The sequence below is a fragment of the Thalassolituus alkanivorans genome, from assembly GCF_020447205.1.
GTDB classification, from domain to species: domain Bacteria; phylum Pseudomonadota; class Gammaproteobacteria; order Pseudomonadales; family Oceanobacteraceae; genus Venatoribacter; species Venatoribacter alkanivorans.
Genome location: NZ_JAJAEL010000038.1, coordinates 1 through 19,714, shown reverse-complemented (window position 1 = coordinate 19,714; position 19,714 = coordinate 1). Strand labels below are relative to the sequence as shown.

The 19,714-nt window shown below is 52.4% G+C and carries 18 protein-coding genes and 1 tRNA gene; 10 read left to right on the top strand and 9 right to left on the bottom strand.

Translation table 11 applies throughout. The annotated features are described in order from the left end of the window. Positions 1-65 precede the first annotated feature (65 nt). Entirely contained in the window at positions 66-1,469 is a 1,404-nt protein-coding gene (locus LGT44_RS14580; RefSeq protein ID WP_230331200.1) for an FAD-binding oxidoreductase, read from the bottom strand. A 232-nt stretch (positions 1,470-1,701) separates the two neighbouring features. On the opposite strand from LGT44_RS14580, the gene serA reads away from it, so the two are divergent. Then, positions 1,702-2,931, top strand: a complete 1,230-nt coding sequence (gene serA / locus LGT44_RS14575; protein ID WP_145470727.1) for a phosphoglycerate dehydrogenase — start codon at positions 1,702-1,704, stop codon at positions 2,929-2,931. A gap of 97 nt (positions 2,932-3,028) precedes the next feature. Here the strand turns inward: serA and LGT44_RS14570 are convergent, their stop codons facing one another. The 6 genes from LGT44_RS14570 to hisB form a co-directional block, all read right to left on the bottom strand. Next, positions 3,029-5,194, bottom strand: coding sequence for a TonB-dependent receptor plug domain-containing protein (locus LGT44_RS14570; protein ID WP_230331201.1), 2,166 nt, complete (start codon positions 5,192-5,194; stop codon positions 3,029-3,031). A gap of 342 nt (positions 5,195-5,536) precedes the next feature. Further along, positions 5,537-5,950, bottom strand: coding sequence for a hypothetical protein (locus LGT44_RS14565; RefSeq protein WP_230331202.1), 414 nt, complete (start codon positions 5,948-5,950; stop codon positions 5,537-5,539). Positions 5,951-6,058: 108 nt separating this feature from the next. After that, the gene (hisF, locus tag LGT44_RS14560; RefSeq protein WP_145470721.1) at positions 6,059-6,823 is read right to left on the bottom strand and encodes an imidazole glycerol phosphate synthase subunit HisF; all 765 of its coding nucleotides are present in this window, start codon (positions 6,821-6,823) and stop codon (positions 6,059-6,061) included. A gap of 1 nt (position 6,824) precedes the next feature. Next, entirely contained in the window at positions 6,825-7,565 is a 741-nt protein-coding gene (gene hisA / locus LGT44_RS14555; RefSeq protein WP_145470719.1) for a 1-(5-phosphoribosyl)-5-[(5-phosphoribosylamino)methylideneamino]imidazole-4-carboxamide isomerase, read from the bottom strand. Positions 7,566-7,593: 28 nt separating this feature from the next. Then, positions 7,594-8,238, bottom strand: coding sequence for an imidazole glycerol phosphate synthase subunit HisH (gene hisH / locus LGT44_RS14550; RefSeq protein WP_230331203.1), 645 nt, complete (start codon positions 8,236-8,238; stop codon positions 7,594-7,596). Positions 8,239-8,255: 17 nt separating this feature from the next. Next, complete coding sequence (gene hisB, locus LGT44_RS14545) at positions 8,256-8,846, bottom strand: imidazoleglycerol-phosphate dehydratase HisB (protein ID WP_145470716.1); 591 nt, start codon at positions 8,844-8,846, stop codon at positions 8,256-8,258. Between the two features lie 145 nt (positions 8,847-8,991). On the opposite strand from hisB, the gene LGT44_RS14540 reads away from it, so the two are divergent. The 7 genes from LGT44_RS14540 (at position 8,992) to LGT44_RS20185 (ending at position 16,258) form a co-directional block, all read left to right on the top strand. Then, a complete protein-coding gene (locus LGT44_RS14540) occupies positions 8,992-9,402 on the top strand; it encodes an acetyl-CoA sensor PanZ family protein (RefSeq protein WP_230331204.1) in 411 nt (136 codons plus the stop codon). Positions 9,403-9,512: 110 nt separating this feature from the next. Continuing rightward, positions 9,513-10,157 carry an MlaC/ttg2D family ABC transporter substrate-binding protein gene (locus LGT44_RS14535; RefSeq protein WP_145470712.1) on the top strand — a complete coding sequence of 215 codons (645 nt, stop codon included), beginning with the start codon at positions 9,513-9,515 and terminating at the stop codon, positions 10,155-10,157. A 425-nt stretch (positions 10,158-10,582) separates the two neighbouring features. Beyond that, the gene (locus tag LGT44_RS14530; RefSeq protein ID WP_230331205.1) at positions 10,583-13,006 is read left to right on the top strand and encodes a bifunctional diguanylate cyclase/phosphodiesterase; all 2,424 of its coding nucleotides are present in this window, start codon (positions 10,583-10,585) and stop codon (positions 13,004-13,006) included. Positions 13,007-13,067: 61 nt separating this feature from the next. Next, the gene (gene mutY, locus LGT44_RS14525; protein WP_230331206.1) at positions 13,068-14,171 is read left to right on the top strand and encodes an A/G-specific adenine glycosylase; all 1,104 of its coding nucleotides are present in this window, start codon (positions 13,068-13,070) and stop codon (positions 14,169-14,171) included. Further along, positions 14,168-14,446, top strand: coding sequence for an oxidative damage protection protein (locus LGT44_RS14520; RefSeq protein ID WP_230331207.1), 279 nt, complete (start codon positions 14,168-14,170; stop codon positions 14,444-14,446). The genes mutY and LGT44_RS14520 overlap by 4 nt, the downstream gene beginning before the upstream one ends. An 82-nt stretch (positions 14,447-14,528) precedes the next feature. Then, positions 14,529-14,604: transfer RNA gene (locus LGT44_RS14515), tRNA-Phe, on the top strand. A 76-nt stretch (positions 14,605-14,680) separates the two neighbouring features. After that, positions 14,681-16,258 (top strand): tyrosine-type recombinase/integrase, encoded by a 1,578-nt coding sequence (locus tag LGT44_RS20185; protein WP_230331208.1) that lies wholly within the window; start codon positions 14,681-14,683, stop codon positions 16,256-16,258. 1,092 nt (positions 16,259-17,350) lie between these two features. Here the strand turns inward: LGT44_RS20185 and radC are convergent. Both radC and LGT44_RS20280 read right to left on the bottom strand, forming a co-directional pair. After that, positions 17,351-17,812, bottom strand: a complete 462-nt coding sequence (gene radC, locus LGT44_RS14505; protein ID WP_230331209.1) for a RadC family protein — start codon at positions 17,810-17,812, stop codon at positions 17,351-17,353. A 49-nt stretch (positions 17,813-17,861) separates the two neighbouring features. Continuing rightward, on the bottom strand, positions 17,862-18,110 hold the full coding sequence (locus tag LGT44_RS20280) for a helix-turn-helix domain-containing protein (protein ID WP_408033932.1): 249 nt from the start codon (positions 18,108-18,110) through the stop codon (positions 17,862-17,864). Between the two features lie 125 nt (positions 18,111-18,235). On the opposite strand from LGT44_RS20280, the gene LGT44_RS14500 reads away from it, so the two are divergent. Both LGT44_RS14500 and LGT44_RS14495 read left to right on the top strand, forming a co-directional pair. Further along, the gene (locus tag LGT44_RS14500; protein ID WP_230331210.1) at positions 18,236-19,207 is read left to right on the top strand and encodes a tetratricopeptide repeat protein; all 972 of its coding nucleotides are present in this window, start codon (positions 18,236-18,238) and stop codon (positions 19,205-19,207) included. Positions 19,208-19,209: 2 nt separating this feature from the next. Next, positions 19,210-19,620 carry a hypothetical protein gene (locus LGT44_RS14495; RefSeq protein ID WP_230331211.1) on the top strand — a complete coding sequence of 137 codons (411 nt, stop codon included), beginning with the start codon at positions 19,210-19,212 and terminating at the stop codon, positions 19,618-19,620. Positions 19,621-19,714 lie beyond the last annotated feature (94 nt).

Below are 19,714 nucleotides of genomic sequence, written 5' to 3'. Positions count from 1 at the left end.
TACAGACATAAAAAAGGCCGGATCAACCGGCTTTTTTGTGTTTATTTCAAACGATAAAACGGCGCTTACAGGTCCACCAGCTTACCCGGGTTCATCACGTTATTCGGATCGAATACCGCTTTCACCGCTTTCATATAAGCCAGCTCAGCCGCCGAGCGGGTATATTTCAGATACGGCTTTTTGGTCATGCCTACGCCGTGTTCGGCGGAAACAGAACCGTCGTATTTCTGCACGATTTCAAATACCCATTTGGATACCTTGGCACAACGTTCGAAGAACTCTTCTTTCGCCAGCGCATCCGGCTTAAGAATATTCAGGTGCAGGTTGCCATCACCGATATGACCGAACCAGATAATCTCAAAATCCGGATATTCACGGGTTACGATTTCATCGATATCGTTCAGGAATGGCGGCACTTTGGAAACAACCACAGAAATGTCGTTCTTGTACGGCGTCCACTCGGAAATGGTTTCAGAAATATCCTCACGCAGACGCCACAGATTCGCCGCCTGAGTTTCACTCTGACTGATCACACCATCAACCACCCAGCCGTTTTCCACACACTGCTCAAACAGGCTCATGGAAAGATCCATATCGGCATCGGTGACGGCTTCAAATTCGATCAGCGCATAAAAATCGGCACTGCTGTCGAACGGCGCAGGCACATCGCCGCGCGCCAGTACTTTACGCATGGCTTTATCGGAGAAGAACTCAAATGCAGTCAGATCCATGCTGCCCTGGAACTGGTTCAGCACCTTCATCACGTCGTCCAGTTCAGGAATCGCCAGCACCAGTACGGTCAGGTTTTTCGGTGTACGGGTCAGGCGCATGGTGGCTTCCGTAATAAAGCCGAGCGTGCCTTCACCGCCGATGAACAGCTGACGCATATCGTAGCCGGTGTTGTTTTTCAGCAGGTCCTTATTCAGACGCAGAATTTCGCCCTGACCGGTTACTACGGTCAGACCAGCCACCCAGTCACGGGTCATACCCCAGCGGATTACTTTAATACCGCCGGCATTGGTGCTGATATTACCGCCAATCTGACTGGAGCCCGCAGAAGCGAAATCCACCGGATAAAACAGACCCTGCTCTTCGGCATAATTCTGCAGCTGCTCGGTAATCACCCCGGCACCGCATTTAACGGTACGGTCAACGGCATTAAAGTCGCTGATCTGATTCATATAATCGAAGGCCACAACGATTTCGCCATTGGCTGCCACCGCGCCGGCACTCAGACCGGTACGGCCACCGGATGGCACCAGTGCCAGCTGATGCTCATTGGCCAGCAGTACAATATCGCGCACCTGCTCGGTGGTTTTCGGGAACACGATCGCAGTTGGCTTGGGCGCGTAGATTTTGGTCCAGTCTTTACCGAAGGTTTCCAGAGAGTCTGCATCGGTACGAACCTTATCGGCACCAACAATGGCCGATAACCGTTCAATCAGGGCGTCTTGAGTCAGGGCAGTCATGGGAGATTCCGCATAGATGAATGTCATTCACCTCAAATTGAGTATTCTTCGCGATGAAAAGCGAGTTTGAGGCTCACGTTAACAGGCCGGGTATGCTAGCATACGCGCCTTATTTTTCGGAGTGGTTTTCGCTCCGGAAGTGAGTCCGGCGCCTGTCGTTACCTGTGCTGTACCGTGCAAGCACCGGCCGGATTCACCGCAACGGTTCTACATACTGCATATAGGTACCATCATGGCTCAAACCTCCCTCGATAAAAGCAAGATCAAATTTCTCTTGTTGGAAGGCGTACACCAGTCGGCTCTCGAGACCCTGAATGCCGCCGGTTACACCAACATCGAGTACCTGAAGACCTCGCTGCCAGATGACGAGCTGAAAGCCCGCATCAAAGACGCACACTTTGTCGGCATCCGCTCCCGCACTCAGCTGACCGACGAAATCTTCGAAGCCGCCGAAAAACTGATCGCCGTAGGCTGCTTCTGTATCGGTACCAACCAGGTTGACCTGAAAGCCGCCACCAAGCGTGGTGTTGCAGTGTTCAACGCACCGTACTCCAACACCCGTTCCGTTGCCGAACTGTCTCTGGCTGAAATCATCATGCTGATGCGCGGTATTCCTGAGCGTAATGCCCAGTGTCACCGTGGCGGCTGGAACAAGTCTGCGGATAACTCTTACGAAATCCGCGGTAAGAAACTGGGCATCATCGGTTACGGTTCCATCGGTACTCAGCTGTCTGTAATGGCTGAAAGCATGGGTATGGACGTGTACTTCTACGACGTGGTTACCAAACTGCCACTGGGTAACGCCAAGCAGGTTGGTTCCCTGAACGAACTGCTAAATCTGGCCGATGTTGTTTCCCTGCACGTACCGGAAACCGCAGCCACCAAGTGGATGATGGGTCCTGAGCAGTTCGCACAGATGAAACAGGGTTCTATCCTGCTCAACGCCTCGCGCGGTACCGTGGTTGATATCGACGCTCTGGCCGAAGCCATCCGCAGCAAGAAACTGCTGGGTGCAGCGATCGACGTATTCCCGGTTGAGCCACGCGCTAACGGCGAAGAGTTCATTACTCCGCTGCGTGAATTCGACAACGTCATCCTGACTCCGCACGTGGGTGGTTCTACCCTTGAAGCACAGGAAAACATCGGTAAAGAAGTGGGCGAGAAGCTGGCTCAGTACAGTGATAACGGTACCACGACCTCTTCTGTTAACTTCCCGGAAGTGGCTTTGCCAGGCAACAAAAACGTGCACCGTATCCTGCACATTCACCAGAACGTTCCTGGCGTGATGAATGCGATCAACAGCATTTTCGCCGAGAACGGTATCAATATCTCAGGTCAGTACCTGCAGACTGTTGAAGAAGTGGGTTATGTGGTGATTGATGTTGCTGCAGACGCTTCTGAACTGGCTCTGGAAAAGATCAAGACTGTCGAAGGCACTATCCGCGCCCGCGTTCTGTACTGATCGGTTCCGCTGTAATCCCTGTGATTGCGGCATAAAAAACGGCAGCCCTGGCTGCCGTTTTTTATGCCTGCTATTTATCTGTTACTTCGTACCGCTATCACCAGCTCATCTGCCAACCAAGGCGATTCAGCCAGCGCGGCGTGGTTTCATACAGCACCTGCTCAGGCAAGGCATCATACTGACTGCTGAGCGACAACTCCCCAAGCCAGGTACGCCAGCTCCAGCGTGCCAGCAAACGCTGCTGCCGGTAGCGCCCCTGCCCCGAATCATTATTCTGCCGGTTTGCATCCCAGAGAATACCGAGCATTTGCTCCTGCTGCTCGGCACTGTGGGTCCAGACCAGTCGCGCACTGCTCTCTGCCCCCAGCAGCAGCTCGCCGGCACGGCTGCTGTCACGCTGCTGGCGCAACAATGTCAGCCAGATACTGTGATTCCCCGAAGGCTGCCACTGCAGCTGTGACTCAACACCCCTCAGGGTCATCTGACCTTCATTGGCAAGCGAGGCACTGTTCAGGGTCACATTACTGCCAATCAGATCATCCAGCAGTTCGCGGAAAAGCTTGATATCCAGCTGCAATGCCGCCTGCGGTAAATGTAAAAAGTAGCCCAACTCCCAGGCCTGAATACGTTCATCGCGCAAACCATCACGCCAGCCATCGGCGTTGGCATTAATAAACAAGCCCCCCTGATCCAGATTGAGATAATTACTGCTTACATCCGTGAGTACCGCACGGCCATTCAGATAACGCTCGGCAATATCCGGAGTGCGGCGGCTGCGCGAATACTGCACGCGGATACTCTGATCGGCGGCGGGCAGATAATTCAGCGCCAGTCGTGGCAGGTAGCTGACTTCCTCTTCGCTCTGATACTGTGCCATCAGTCCGGCTGACAGCAGCCAGTGTGGTGCCGGGCGATATTCCGCACTGGCAAAGGCCAGCCACTGGTCGTTGCGGACTTCACCCTGCAGATAAGTTGCTGAATTCACCAGATCACGCCGCAATCCAATCCCCTGCACCGAACGCAATTGCTCGCTCCAGCGCCGGGTATCCTGCAGTTCAATATCAAAGCGTTGCTCATAGACATCCAGATCCCCACGCCCGCATAACATCTGATCCAGAGCATTGGCAGCCACAGCACGCTGCACAATCTGCTGCGCCGAGCTGTATTCACCGGCCGTTACCGCCGCAGTTAATCCCAGCCCCTGCTGCAATTGCACGGCATCAAATACACCCGCTGCCAGCCCCTGATAAAGCTGAGTAATCGCACTGCGCTCGCTGCTGCTTAACGCCGGATTCTGCAGCGGCATCAGGCCATAACCGAGCTTTTCTGCCAGCTGCGGATGCTGCTGATACAACTCACTCAGTTGTGCATCAAATGCCATGGACGGCGCACAGGCGTGGTAATCCACTTCACTGTTATCGGCCTGCCAATAAGCCTGAAGCTGAACCTCATGATCGGCCGAACGCTGACTGCGCCAGCGCAGCCAGCCCAGATCTGACTGTGCCGTCTGCTGTGGCGAGTCGGTCTGAAAATGACTGTCGGCGAGATAATCACGCTGCAATTGCTGGCGCCCCAATTGCCAGCGCAGCTCGTTATCCATATCCGCCTGCCAGGCTCCGGACCAGTTCAGCCCACGCACCTGACGCAGATCCGGAAATCCCCCCTGATCGCCAGCATCGGCGTGGTAGCCACCATGCTCACCTTCCCGCCAGCCAAACAGACTGAGGCGGCTTTGTTGCTGCACGCCCTGCTGGCTGATGCTGGCATAGAATTGCGGACGCTGCTCTGAGCCAAAGCTGCCATTCAGGCGCAAACGCGCACTGTCAGCCGGGTGTCGGGTAATAATGTGAATAACGCCCTGCAGGGCATTCATACCGTAACTGGCCGCACTCGGGCCGCGGGTAATTTCGATGCGTTCAATATCCTGCAGGGCAATGCCGAGCTGATCCCAGTCGACATTGGCAAAGGAGGCTTTATACACCGAGCGGCCATCCACCAGCACTTCCAGCCGCCGCGCCAGCGATACCTCACCCGAGTGATAAACCACACTGGTACGATTGGAATCCAGTTCGCGGGCGACAAACAGTCCGGGAACAAAGCGGAATAAAGAAGGGATATCGGCCGCGCCCCAGAGACGGATCTGTTCGGCGGTAATAACGGTAACAGCGGCGGGAACTTCAGCCAGCGGTTGCTGCAGACGAACCGGGGTTAAAACCTGAGGGATATCGGGCTCGAATTCAAAGGCATCAAACTCTGCAGCCACAGAGGTGGCGGATATTACCATGCATGAGCAAAGCAGTATCCGGCCCGCATACCCGCGCCTGTTCCCCGATTTCATTATGCATCCCTGCCCCATATAAGTGGCCAGATAGTACACAATTACGGCATGCCTGTTAATACCGCAACAAATCGGCCAGAGCCCATAAACACAGGGCGGAATCTATACAGAATGCTTGTGCAGCAGCGATTCAGGACGACAGAACTTACCGACTGGTATCACAGACCTGACAATTTTTATGTGATGAATAATATTTTACGGCAGCTTATAAAAAAACAGACTGCCAATATGCGGTCTGTTTTTTTATTACAATAAGAGCGTCGTTACTTAAAGTGCGTTTTCGATAACTTCCCGAATGGTTTTCGCACGATCCTGCACCTGATTCTCTGCATTGATAATTGGCGAGTGGTTAATCGTTAACACACCATCGCTGTATGAGGCACATTTATCGGAGTTATGAATATCGCCATCATTTTCAATAACTATCTTTTTCAGATCGGCCTGGACGGCTTCCTGACAAAAATCATCGGCGCACAATTCTTTAAGTGCAATAATTACTGGCTCAAAATAAATCAAAGGCCAGGTTTGATCATACAGATGTGAGTAACCATCAATGGTAATGGTGTCCCACTTAATTTCAATTTCGAACTCGAACTTAGCAGCTTCGAAGATCTGAGCCTTCAATGAATTCAAACGATCCTGTTCGAAATCACGTGCTGCTTTTTTTTCCTTAAGTCCCATTGTCATTCCTTAAATTCTGACAGGCTAATTAACATAAAAAGATCCGCCTCCCAGCGAATCTTTTTCATTGACCTGCAGAACCAGCATCACCGTTTCTGCAGATGGTCGTTAATCAAGCCGCATTTCGATGCCCGCCGCAGCCATATGCTGCTTGGCTTGCTGCACTGTGTATTCGCCAAAGTGGAAAATACTGGCGGCCAGCACCGCATCGGCATGTCCGATCTTCACGCCATCCACCAGATGGTCGAGGTTGCCCACACCACCTGAGGCGATCACCGGTATATTAACAGAATCAACAATAGCACGAGTAACACCGAGGTCGAAACCCGATTTCACGCCATCACGGTCCATAGACGTCAGCAGGATTTCACCAGCGCCGAATTCCGCCATTTTTACCGCCCACTCTACCGCATTAATACCGGTCGCCTTGCGGCCACCGTGGGTAAAGATTTCCCAGTGATTATCGCCGACCTGCTTGGCGTCAATCGCAACGACAATACACTGTGCACCAAATTTATCTGACGCCGCTTTAACAAACTCCGGGTTGTATACCGCAGCAGAGTTAATCGACACCTTATCAGCGCCAGCATTCAGCATACGGCGAATATCGTCCAGCTCGCGGATGCCACCACCCACGGTCAGCGGGATAAATACCTGTTCGGCGATGGCTTCCACCATATGCACAGTGGTGTCACGACCTTCGTGACTGGCGGTAATATCGAGGAAAGTAATTTCGTCGGCGCCCTGGTCGTTATAACGCTTGGCGATTTCCACCGGGTCACCGGCATCGCGGATACCAACAAAGTTCACGCCTTTAACAACACGGCCTTTATCAACATCCAGACAAGGAATAATACGTTTGGCGAGCGCCATATCAGGCTCCTGTTAACTCGTCAGCCAGCGTCTGAGCTTCGGCGACGTCCAGCGTGCCTTCGTAAATCGCACGGCCGGTAATGGCACCCAGAATGCCCTGACTGGCCACTTTGGACAGCGCACGGATATCTTCGATATTGGTGACGCCACCGGAGGCGATCACCGGGATACCACCCTCAACCGCCAGCTGCAGCGTGGCTTCGACGTTCACGCCCTGCATCATGCCGTCACGGGCAATATCGGTATAAACGATGGAGGTTACACCGTCGTTTTTGAACTGCTTGGCCAGATCAACGGCTTTAACATCAGACACTTCCGCCCAGCCATCGGTAGCCACAAAGCCATCCTGTGCATCCAGACCGACAATGACGGTGCCCGGGAATGCCTTACAGGCTTCTTTAACAAATTCCGGTTCTTTAACCGCCTTGGTACCGATAATCACATAGCTGACGCCAGCCTTAATGTAATGCTCGATGGTTTCCAGCGTGCGGATACCGCCACCAATCTGAATCGGCAGACCCGGAAACGCTTTGGCGATTGCCGTCACCGCTTCACCGTTAACCGGAGTACCGGCGAATGCACCGTTCAGATCCACCAGGTGCAGGCGGCGACAGCCGGCATCGACCCAGCGCTTGGCCATAGAAACCGGATCATCACCAAAGACGGTGGAATCTTCCATACGGCCCTGACGCAAACGCACACACTGACCATCTTTTAAATCAATCGCAGGAATTACCAGCATTGTTTTACCTTACATTCTGAATTTTGAATCAGGCCTGACCATCCCAGGCGAGGAAGTTTTTCAGTAACGCCAGACCGGCGTTGTGACTTTTTTCCGGGTGAAACTGCACTGCAAAGACATTGTCTTCGCCCATGGCTGCCGCAAAGTCGACGCCGTAATGGCCACGGCCTTTCACCTGAGCAGCATTAGCCGCCTGCACATAATAGGAATGCACAAAGTAGAAACGGCTGTTATCGGCGATACCGGCCCAGAGCGGGTGCACAACCTGCTCAACACGGTTCCAGCCCATATGCGGGACTTTCAGCTGCTCGCCGTTTTCTACCAGATCATTGCCGAAGAATTTTACTTCGCCGGGAAATAATCCCATGCACTCAACGCCGCCGTTTTCTTCGCTGCGTTCCATCATGGCCTGCAGGCCCACACAGATGCCCAGCAGTGGCTTGCTTTTACGCACTTCGGCCACTACCTGATCGATTCCCTGACGGCGGATTTCTGCCATACAGTCACGGATAGCACCGACACCGGGCAATACCACGTGATCGGCTTTGCGGATCACGTCGGCATCGCTGGTAACCACCACTTTAGTATCCGGCGCCACAGTCTGCAGCGCGCCATGGGCGGAGTGCAGATTGCCCATGCCGTAATCGATCACTGCACAGAGTTTACTGCTCATTCATTTATCCCTTGTGCTTACAGGCAACCTTTAGTGGACGGCATCACACCGGCCATGCGTGGATCCAGCTCCAGCGCCATACGCAGTGCGCGGCCGAAGGCTTTGAAAATGGTTTCGGCCTGATGGTGGGCGTTAAAACCTTTCAGGTTATCGATATGCAGAGTCACACCGGCGTGGTTAACAAAGCCCTGGAAGAACTCCCAGAACAGCTGAGTATCCAGCTTGCCGATGCTGGCGCGGGTGAATTCTACCTTCATATCCAGACCGGGACGGCCGGAGAAGTCGACAACCACACGCGACAACGCCTCATCCAGCGGCACGTAGGAATGGCCATAACGGACGATACCTTTTTTATCACCGACGGCCTTGGCGAATGCCTGACCGAGGGTGATACCGATGTCTTCCACGCTGTGGTGATCGTCGATGTGGTTATCACCTTTACAGGTGATATCGAGGTCGATCAGACCATGGCGGGCAATCTGATCCATCATATGTTCCAGAAAAGGTACGCCGGTATCAAAGCGTGCTTTACCGGTGCCGTCCAGGTTGATGGTGACGCTGATCTGGGTCTCCAGCGTATTACGCTCGACCGTTGCGCTGCGGGCCATGGGCTTGCTCCAACTCTCGCAAAAAGGAAAAGAAAGCATTATAAAGCAAAGCGCTTAAGAAAATAGGCCGGGACAAGGCGGCGGGACAAATTCCCGGTAATATTCCGCTCCGGCCTGCTATTCCGCCATCCTATGGAGCCATGCTGTGCCCGTTAAATTGGAACATATCCAGTCACCGGCCGATGCCGACTGGAACGATCTCGACAAAATTCATCAGGAAACCGCAACCAACGGCCTGCTTTCTGACCGCACCGCACTGGAGCAACACCTGCAGAGTGGTGGCTGGATTATGGCCGGACGTTTTAACGACCGTATTATCGGCGTGATGCTGGCAAACGAAAGCAACGAGGGAGTACTTCTGCAACAGGCGGCGGTACGCACCATCACCCAGCGCCGTGGCGTGATGCACCAGTTACTGCATTTTATTCAGCAGTGGGCGACCGACGAAGGAAAAACACTCCTTATTGAAGCCTGCCCGGACGACCTTACTGCTGCTCTGCAGCACCGCGGATTCACGCTGAAAGATAACCTATGGACATACAATCCAGACAAATAACCCATCATCGTTGCATGGACGCAACAAAAAATTCATAAACCGCCACCTTTTCATCTCCGGCGCCGATAGCCATACTGGTCAAACTGTAAGTCTCCTGACGGATAACCAATATGCGAATCGCCATCCAGACATTATCAACCTTTGCGGTTTTTTTAGCCGCATTGCTTGCCTGCTCCGGTGTTGCAGCCAATGAGACTGGTACGACAGCCGTTACGGCTGAAGTTGCGCCACGCGATGTGGTTGCTTCAGCAACGCTGGGCATCATTAACGAGCTGAACAAACTGCAGCCGGAACAGCGCACCGAAGAGGAAGTCCGCCGCCTGGTGCAGACCTATATCGTGCCCGCTATTGATCAGGAAAAAATCGCCATGGGCGCACTGGGCAAGTACTGGCGCCGCGCCAACCCGGAGCAGCGTCAGGCCTTTATTGACCGCTTCCGTGAGCTGCAGATCCGCACCTACAGTGGTGCCTTTAAAGCCTTTAATGGCGAACAGTTCGAATTTGATGAAGCGCGCTTTAACGACAGCGGCGATAAAGCACTGGTTAAAGGCACGCTGAAACAGAACAATGGCAACACAATTCCTGTGGACTTTCGCCTGTACCGCGATAAAGACAGCCAGGAATGGCGTATCTACGATGCCGTCATTGCTGGCCTGGGTATGGTGAAAACCTACCGCGAGCAACTGAGCGAGCGTCTGCAAAATATCAGCATGAATGAACTGCTGGCGGAACTTTCTGCACAGGACGCCAACTAAGTTACAGCAAGTCTCTCTTTCTTGTTTTTTTCCTCCCCTGTTACTGGCCCTTGCGGCCAGTTTTTTTATGCCTGCATTTCGCCAGACAATGGTAATCCTCACACTCCTTACCTAAGCTGAAGAAGGTGCCGTACGCAGGCGGACATACTCGGCAAAGCCCGCCTCCGCCGCGAAGGAATATCTTCCGCAATCCGGCACAGCAGTTTATTGTCTGTCTCCGGCCGCCAGAATCATGCAGATGCCTCTGTCGCGGCCACTCAACAGGATTGTTGGCAGGTATTCAGCCTGGGGCATATTGCCAGCAGCAGGGAATCGGAGAGTGTTGTGCAGCAGGGTCGCATAAGCAGTTTTATTCAACGGGAGAATCGTATCCATCCGATGATTTGCACACAGGGTTATCCCGGGCATGCGCAGGAGAGTGAGCTGTGATCCGCTCTCTCAGCGCACAGTCGCTGCGCCGTAAGCTGGTTATCATCGCTCTGATTACCACAGGCCTGACGCTGCTGGTTTCAAACCTCGCCTTTATTTCTCTCGAATACTATCTGAGCCGCCAGGACACCCAGAAAAAACTGACCGTACTGGGTGAAGTTATTGCCAACCGTGCTACCGCCGCGCTGACCTTCAGCGACTTCGCCTTACTGCGCACCAATCTGAATACCCTGCGCGCCGATAGCAGTGTTGTGCGTGGCTGTATCTATGCCGAAAGCCAGGCGCTGGCAGCGTCTTATCATCCGGAAGACGGCGCAACACAGTGCCCGGAAATCCTGCAGGGCCTGCAAAATAATCAGCACCATAATTTCGCCCAGTTTTTCCCCATTCTGCTGGACAACAACCCCATCGGTACTCTCTATATAGAGATCAGCCACAAAGACCTGCTGCAACGAATTAATCAGTTTCTGATTTTTTCACTGCTGATTCTCGCAGCAGCGGTTTTGCTGGCAATTTTCCTGGCGACCAAGCTGCAGGATGTCGTCGCCAGGCCCATGAAAGATCTGGGCAATACCCTGCGCCATATTATGCTCAACAAGGACTACTCCACCCGCGCAGCCAAAGAAAATAACGATGAACTGGGCGATCTGGTCGATCTGTTCAACGGTCTGCTGCTGACTATTGAAGACGAAAACGCCTCGCTGAAAACCAGTGAAGAACGTTTCCGCAAACTCACCGCCCTCTCGCCCGTTGGTATTTTTCAGGTCGATGGCAAGCAGCGTTTGCAATATGTGAATCAGCGCTGGCGCGATATTCATGGCATTCCCGATGAATTACCCAGCCTGCAGGACTGGTTTGCCCGTATTCACCCGGATGATCTCAGCACCACCCAGCAAGCCTGGAACCGGCTGATCTGCGAACAGGAAAGTATCGCACTGGAATTGCGTCTGGTACGCCGCGATCACAGCCATACCTGGATTCAGTTACTGGCCAGTGCGCTGCACGACCGTCATGGCGAATTATTGGGTTATTTAGGGGCTATTTCAGATATTTCCGAGCTGAAAGCCGCCCAGATTCAGATGGAAAACCTCGCCTTTTACGACCCGCTGACCGGCCTTGCCAACCGCCGCCTGTTTAAAAATCGTCTGGAAAAAGCCGTTAAAAGCGTACTGCGTTCCGGCTCTTCAATGGCGCTGATGTTCCTCGATATGGATCAGTTCAAACGCATCAACGACACTCTGGGTCACGATGCCGGCGATATTCTGCTGAAAGAAGTTTCCAACCGCTTAAGCGCTACCGTGCGCGAAAATGACACCGTATCGCGCATCGGCGGTGACGAATTCACCATCCTGCTGACCGATGTTCATCACACCTCCGACGTATTGGTGGTCGCCGAAAAACTGCTGCTGGCACTGGCCAAGCCCATCCGCATCAAAGGTCAGGACATCGTCACCACAGTCAGTATCGGTATTACCCTGACGCCGGACGATTCCACTGACGTTAACACCCTGATGAAAAATGCCGATCTGGCCATGTACCGCGCCAAAGAGCTTGGACGCAACAATTTCCAGTTTTTCTCCGAGGATATGAACCAGTCGATTCTCGAACACCTGTCACTGGAAAAAGAAATCAACGAAGCCATTAACCGCGAACAATTCAGTCTGGTATTCCAGCCTAAAATCAGCCTGTTCGATTACAGCGTCACCGGTGTTGAAACCCTGATCCGCTGGCAGCACCCGGACAAAGGCATGATTACTCCCGACCGTTTTATTCCCGTTGCTGAAGAAACCGGACAAATTATTGAAATCGGCAGCTGGGTACTGGAGCAAAGCTGCCGTCAGATCAGCTCACTGATCCGCAGCAATGTACTGCCCAATACCGCCAAGGTTGCGGTTAACCTCTCGGCCCGTCAGTTTACCGACCCGAGCCTGCTGGCCCGTATTAACAGTGTGATCGAAATCAGCCAGATCCCGCCCCACTGTCTGGAGCTGGAAATTACCGAAAGTACGCTGATGGAAGACGTAGAAAGCGCGATTCAGATCATGCAGGAAATCAAAAAAATCGGCGTGGCCATCGCCATCGATGACTTTGGTACCGGCTACTCCTCTCTGGCCTATATCAAACGCTTCCCGATTGACGTACTGAAGGTCGACCGCTCCTTTGTTATGGATATCCCGGACGACAAGAACGATATGGCAATCACCGCCGCGGTAATCGCCATGGCGCATAAACTGAGCATGACGGTGGTGGCTGAAGGCGTCGAAACCCAGGAGCAGCTGCACTTTTTACGGCAGAACAACTGCGATGAGGGCCAGGGCTATTTGTTCAGCCGGCCACTGTCTTTGGGCCAGCTGCATCAGTTCCTCAACGAAAACGAGCGCATGCGTCAGCAGGGCAACCATATCAGCCTGCTGCAATAAGCCCTCGTTCCACAACGCTGAAATACCTATACTGGCGCCCAAATCTTAATCATCTGTATTTATGACGCGCTCATTTTCTTTCGCCGATGCCGTGCTCGGCTGGTATCACAAACACGGCCGCAAAGACCTGCCCTGGCAGCAGCAGATTAACCCTTACCGGGTCTGGGTTTCCGAAATCATGCTGCAACAAACCCAGGTCAGCACCGTTATTCCCTATTTTGAACGCTTTATGCAGCGCTTCCCCGATGTGCAGGCGCTGGCCGCCGCGACTCAGGACGACGTTCTGCACCTGTGGACCGGCCTCGGTTACTACGCCCGCGGACGCAACCTGCACGCCTGTGCTCAGGCCGTGGTGCGCGACTTTAACGGCGAGTTTCCGCGCAGCGTCGAAGCCTTAAGCGAACTGCCGGGCATCGGCCGCTCCACCGCCGCCGCCATCGCCTCCATCAGCATGAATATCAATGCGCCGATTCTCGACGGCAACGTCAAACGCGTTCTGACCCGCTTCTTCGCGATTGAAGGCTGGCCCGGCGAAACGAAAGTACAGAACCAGCTGTGGACGCTGGCGGAAGAACTGACGCCGCAACACAGTTCACGCGAATACACCCAGGCAATGATGGATCTGGGCGCCACCCTGTGCACACGCAGCAAACCCGCCTGCGGTATCTGCCCGCTGCAGCCACAATGTGAGGGCTTACAAACCGGTAAGCCGACACAGTTCCCGAACAGCAAACCGAAAAAAGAAAAACCGGAAAAGCACAGCCTGTTGCTGATGATTCAGAACCCGGCTGGCGAATACCTGCTGCTGCAGCGTCCGCAAAAAGGTATCTGGGGCGGCTTATGGAGCTTTCCGGAGGCGCAGGACATACAACAGGCCCGGCAACTGCTGCAGGAACAGCTCAATCATCACAGCGGCGATGATGAAGAGCAGTGGCTGCCCCCTTTCCGCCACACATTCAGCCACTATCACCTGCATATTCAGCCGATACTCATCCGTCTGCCGCACAGCCATCTCGCCGTAGGCGAAACTGGCGACCAGCAGCAACACTGGTACAATCCCCGCAACCCCAGCACGCTGGGCCTGGCAGCACCGGTAAAAATGCTGCTGCAAAGCATGGCCGGCACCAGCGCCGAATCCGGCATACCGTCCGAGGAATTGTTATGACCCGCACCGTTTTCTGCAAAAAGTACCAACAGGAACTTGAAGGCCTGAGCAGCCAGCCCTTCCCCGGCCCGAAAGGCGAAGAGATCTTCCAGCATGTTTCCCGTAAAGCCTGGGACGAGTGGACTGTGCACCAGACCCGCCTGATTAACGAGAAGCACCTCAATATGATGGACATGCAGGCGCGCAAATATCTGACCGAACAACGGGACAAATTCTTCAGCGGCGACGAGTTCGACAAGGCCGAAGGCTATGTTCCTGAAAATAAAGATAAATAAACCGATTGCGAGGGGTTGACACTCCCTCAGCCAACGGGTTTAATACGCGCCACTTGACGAACACAGCGTTGTTCAACAAGACGCCCAGATAGCTCAGTCGGTAGAGCAGGGGATTGAAAATCCCCGTGTCGGTGGTTCGATTCCGCCTCTGGGCACCACGCTTTCTAAGAGCCTCGCTAATGCGGGGCTTTTTTATGCCCGCCGTTCAGGCTGTCACACATATGGTACACATTTGTGACACACTATCTGATCCAGCGAGGCTCTACCTACTACTTCAACCGCCGCTTGCACGGTAAGCTCATCCGCCTGTCCCTGAAGCTGACTGACAGAAAGCAGGCGAAGGAGCACGCCCTCCTTATATACATACACCTGAATCGTTGCGTGCGTCAGAAGATGAATCCGAAGCAAATACAAGACGAGGCTAAGCGCCTAGCCAGTGAACTGTACGAAGACTGGGTGCTGGGCTTTGAAGCACTAGATATACCTGAACGGGAGCGGCTCGCTTATCTGGAGTCAATGCAAGAGAGTGACGATGGCGGCTATTCCGACCTGTGCGAACTGGTCTACGACGGAAAACTGGACGATGAGCGCTTACGAGACGCAAAAGCAGATCTTCTATTCGTGGAGATGAAGCGGGCATACGTTCGGAAGTACCGCAACCCACGATTACAACTGGAGTCCGACACTGCCAGCGTCTCGGCTCCCGCCACGTCTGCCAAGGTGATTCTGATAGGGGATGCTCTGGAAGAGTTCCTGCAGGAGAAACAAGCCAAAGACCCCAGCATCAAGACTGCGACTCTGGACGAATACAGAGCAGCTGTTCGTGACTTCTGCGAAATCACTGAGATTCAGACTGTATCAGAAGTTACTCACGACTCGGCCAAACACTTCCGAAATACGCTGAAGGAACTGCCCAAGCAACACAGAGCCAAAAGCCAATATAAGAGCATGTCGATAACCGACCTGCTGAGGCTGAATCTGCCAGATAGCCAGAAGCCTTCCCCCAAAACCATTAATGGCAAGCTGGCCAATCTGTCATCGTTATTCGACTATCTGATCCAGACAGATGCAGCGTCTAAGAATCCATTTACAGGACTTCAGCTTAGAGCCGAAACCAACAGCTATGAAGCATTCACCAGTGCGGATCTGAAGACCATTTTCAGTTCAGCCATCTACAGTGATCCAAAGTACAGGCGCAGCACCCGAACAGGTACGCAGTCTCATTGGTGGTTAATGGTGCTGGCAGCATTTACCGGCGCTCGGATTGGTGAACTGGTACAGCTCCGAACGCAAGACATCAACGAAACCGCTGAGATCCCAACACTGACCATCACGGATGATGGCGAGGATATGTCTGTAAAGACTAATGCTGGTATTCGTACTCTGCCCATACACGCGGCGCTGATAGATCTGGGATTCCTTGACTACGTCGAGCGCTTGAAAAAAGCAGGAATTAACCGGATTCTTCCTCAGATTAAAATGGGGACGAAAAAACCCGGCGAGGTTGCATCTAAATGGTCCAATGAGCGCTACCGTGAGCGATGCTTTCCTCAATTCAAAGAGGAAAAGAAAGTATTTCACTCATTCCGGCACGCTTTTATCAGCCAGTCACTGCGCTGCGACATGGATATTCATAAGCTGCAGCAGATGGTTGGGCACGAGCCTAAGTATCTGAACGAAACCGCAACCTATTCAGACGGTTTCTCTATGCAACAGCTAAAAACTGAAATGGATAAGTTCCAATACAACGGTTTCCGTATCTCCGACATTAAGGGAGGATGGAGAGAACTCACGCCTCCAATATTGAACTAGAGCATCGGAAGTGTCTGGAATTTTATTTCCAGACACTGAGCACCTTCTACTTTCCAATACCATTCCCGGGCTTGGGAACACGCTCTTTCACCCACGTAGAAGGTGGCCGTTTGTTGGCTGCCTTTTCCGTAATGAAATGTCCCTTATCCGCATCACGATACCGATCAACTGTTTTCCTTTCTTTAGCCATGTGAACCTCACTTAAGCCATTTAACATTTAAAATTAGTTAGGAAATCGAGGGCTAACAGCAACCTAACCCTCGATTCCTGTTAGGCGCTATTTACACCGAACTAAGAAGCACCACGCCTCACGACCATAATCGTGAGCATCAAGATACCGATCAGAATTTTTAACCCGCCGATAGCGGCAAAAAACCCATCGAAACCCCTTAGGTGCTGGCTTATGTTGATTAGCCATAACCAGACTCCTACATAAGGACTGGCTGCCGACTTTGGCTAGGCGAGCACAACAGACTGTACGACTCCTGATGCCTATACAGTATTGCGCTCTCAAGTAGAGATGCTAAAGTGAATTTGCCGAAACACTACAGATCTCTCTTGCTTTACAGCTGCGGCAGCTTAGGCTGCAAAAGTCTTGTAAATCATTTCTGGGTCATGTAGTATGCCCCTCCCTCGTAGTAGGGTAGGGGCTACCTACCCCTAAATTTGTGACTAGCTTCAAAGTAACATAGCCAATCTAAACATTCAACATATTGGCAAGGCTATTGCTTACCCATATCTGAACAATCTGACGACCCGGTCAAAAAACCTTATTTTTCAATAAGTTCCAGATAGCTTGATCAAAAGATAACCTCCCATTTGTACGAATACAACCCCCGAACTAAGGGTTGTTAGCCATCTTTCTGTGGATAACATCTGGATAGATTGTGCATAACCCATCTATTGTTTAGTAAACGAATTAATAAAGACAGTTAAATAACTTAAAAGTCTAAAAAGTACCCTTACGGGTACTTATTTTTGTACCAACTACTCTTTCGGCCCATCTTCCTCCATCACTCTCTCAGCTAGATAGGTAGCCAAGGCCACCAGCACCACTGTAGCTATCCGCATTGCTATGTTCATTGCAGTTCCTCATAGGTATCCACGTTCAGCAAAGGACACCGAGCACTGATCACCTATTACAAGATGATCCAGTACCCGGATGTCCACCAGCCCCAGAGCCTGAACCAAACGATCTGTAATCGCCCGGTCAGCCTGAGAGGGTTCAGCTACACCTGAAGGATGGTTATGAGCCAGAATCACAGCCGCTGCATTGAGCCTCAGCGCCTCCTTCAAGACCTCTCGTGGGTATACAGCCGCTGCGTCGATAGTCCCTCTGAACATCTCCCTATACTCGATCAGGCGATGCTGACTATCTAGGAACAGTACGGCGAAGACCTCATGCTCATAGTGAGCTAATCGGTCTGTCAAATAGCGACGGCTTGTATGAGGGGAAGTGAATGAGTCACCCCGCTTGTAGCGTTCTGCCAGCAGCCGAGCAGCTACCTCCAGAACTTCGCGGGCGGTCATTGGTTGGGTTGTTACGTAGTCCATAAGCACTCCTCATGTGTATCCAGAGTGCTTATAACAACGGTGATCAGCCTTATTGATCGTCTGCTATGACTGGGGAACTATTCACCAATTCCAGAATTCTGGATGGCTCCGTTTCCAGCGCTCCAGCCAGCCGGAACAGACTGACAACCGTCAAATTCCGCTTTCCTCTCTCGACCTCAGATATATATGTAGGATGCAGCCCAGAGCGGGCGGATAACTCTTCCTGAGTAATGTCCAGCAATAAGCGCTGCCTGCGGACATTCCTTCCTATTGCGAGTAGTAGCTCTCTGTCAGTCATTGTTCGGACCATTGCTTGCAGTTGAGCAATGTTCCCGGCCTATTCCATCTTCCTCCACAGGCCATGAGTGAGTATTATTCACTTATAAGTGAATAATGTTCGATTCTTAGTAAAAAGGAAGCGCTATGAAGTACCTAACAGCTCTCTTAATGAGCCTCTGCCTGACTGGCTGCCTGAAGGAAGATCCCAACACTCTGGTTCACCTAGCTCTTACTGCTGTCGATTCTGAGCAGTATCAGAAGGCAGAACAGCTTCTCAGGGAGGCTACCGAACAGGACTACCTGCCTGCTTACAACGTACTGTTCAACTTAAAGACTAGGGGGCTGATTACCGCCAACGACGAGGACTCTGCACTCTGGCTCGCCAAGAGTGCAGAACACGGCAACAGACGCAGTACATACACAATGGCTCAGCAGGCTAAGGCTGCGAATAAGCATGATGAGTACATCATGTGGCTGGATAAGTCAGCGTATGCCGGCAATACATTCGCTCAGAATGAGCTGGGCCTGTTCTATATGAACGAGGGCAACAATCCAGAAGAAGGCCTCCATCTGCTCTGGCTATCGCTGGATATACCCTATGACCTGACGCCTTCAGAAGTATTCACGTCCTTCCTCCACCTGTATGAGACGGGCGATTCCGCTATGCGCCTGACCGCATTTTATGCAGTGGGACAGCTTCTACAGAGCGACGAGGTGAAGTTCAGCTTCAGAGACGACCAGCTATTCATAACCCAAGCCGGTACAGAGTATGAGATTCCACAATTCAAACGTTTCGCTGAATTCGCCCAGAAAGGGGACTTCCGATCCAGCCTGATTCATGAGATGGCCTATATCAAGGCATCCAATGATATTCCCATCAGCCGATTCCTAGGCACAGGCGAAGATGTCCGTACTCTGAGACAAATTGCGGTGTTCTTCATGCATGAGATGAAGAACAACCCTCCGATGGGCGATGAGCCCTCTGAAGCCAGAAGGGATACCTTCGTTAATATCAATACCAACTTCATCAAATACATGAATAAGCGTTGCACCGATGGCTACATCAAGTGCCCGATTATTAGCGAATACGTGGCAGGACTCTTACCAAGGACGTGACTATGAACCTGAAGCTCAACACCGCAATGCTGATCCTTATGCCTATTATTCTGACGCTGGGAAAATACGGCCTGTCTCTGACGAACGGCACCCTGCCACACTTACCGATGTCATCACTGGCCATACTCATTCCAGTCCTAATGGCTGGTGGAGCTGCATGGCTCATCAGCCGCTCGTCAGCCTTCGCTATCGCATGGGCGATGGCTACCCTGCCGCTTTCCGTTGCCGTGAACTCCCGACTGATTGCCATGAAGACCGGCCCACAATGGATGCAAGGCCTAGCCAAAGCAGAGGGAATGCAGTTCTTCAATACTTTCCTAAGTAATCTGGGCTGGGTCGCTATTATCGTGACCGTCACTGTACTGCTGGTGTTCAGAGAAGATGTGAAAGCCACACTGCAGAACAAGCTGTGAATCGCCACCAGTTTGCTAGACACCTTTGAGTTAGAGAAAATGACTCAAACAGAGGTGAGCATGAGCAACAAACGTTACCCCGAAGAATTCAAGA

Excerpts from the sequence above, each read along its gene's own strand:
- LGT44_RS14580 (WP_230331200.1), bottom strand. The coding sequence starts at position 1,469 with ATGACTGCCCTGACTCAAGACGCCCTGATTGAACGGTTATCGGCCATT.
- serA (WP_145470727.1), top strand. The coding sequence starts at position 1,702 with ATGGCTCAAACCTCCCTCGATAAAAGCAAGATCAAATTTCTCTTGTTG.
- LGT44_RS14565 (WP_230331202.1), bottom strand. The coding sequence starts at position 5,950 with ATGGGACTTAAGGAAAAAAAAGCAGCACGTGATTTCGAACAGGATCGT.
- hisF (WP_145470721.1), bottom strand. The coding sequence starts at position 6,823 with ATGGCGCTCGCCAAACGTATTATTCCTTGTCTGGATGTTGATAAAGGC.
- hisA (WP_145470719.1), bottom strand. The coding sequence starts at position 7,565 with ATGCTGGTAATTCCTGCGATTGATTTAAAAGATGGTCAGTGTGTGCGT.
- hisH (WP_230331203.1), bottom strand. The coding sequence starts at position 8,238 with ATGAGCAGTAAACTCTGTGCAGTGATCGATTACGGCATGGGCAATCTG.
- hisB (WP_145470716.1), bottom strand. The coding sequence starts at position 8,846 with ATGGCCCGCAGCGCAACGGTCGAGCGTAATACGCTGGAGACCCAGATC.
- LGT44_RS14535 (WP_145470712.1), top strand. The coding sequence starts at position 9,513 with ATGCGAATCGCCATCCAGACATTATCAACCTTTGCGGTTTTTTTAGCC.
- mutY (WP_230331206.1), top strand. The coding sequence starts at position 13,068 with ATGACGCGCTCATTTTCTTTCGCCGATGCCGTGCTCGGCTGGTATCAC.
- LGT44_RS14520 (WP_230331207.1), top strand. The coding sequence starts at position 14,168 with ATGACCCGCACCGTTTTCTGCAAAAAGTACCAACAGGAACTTGAAGGC.
- radC (WP_230331209.1), bottom strand. The coding sequence starts at position 17,812 with ATGGACTACGTAACAACCCAACCAATGACCGCCCGCGAAGTTCTGGAG.
- LGT44_RS20280 (WP_408033932.1), bottom strand. The coding sequence starts at position 18,110 with ATGACTGACAGAGAGCTACTACTCGCAATAGGAAGGAATGTCCGCAGG.
- LGT44_RS14500 (WP_230331210.1), top strand. The coding sequence starts at position 18,236 with ATGAAGTACCTAACAGCTCTCTTAATGAGCCTCTGCCTGACTGGCTGC.
- LGT44_RS14495 (WP_230331211.1), top strand. The coding sequence starts at position 19,210 with ATGAACCTGAAGCTCAACACCGCAATGCTGATCCTTATGCCTATTATT.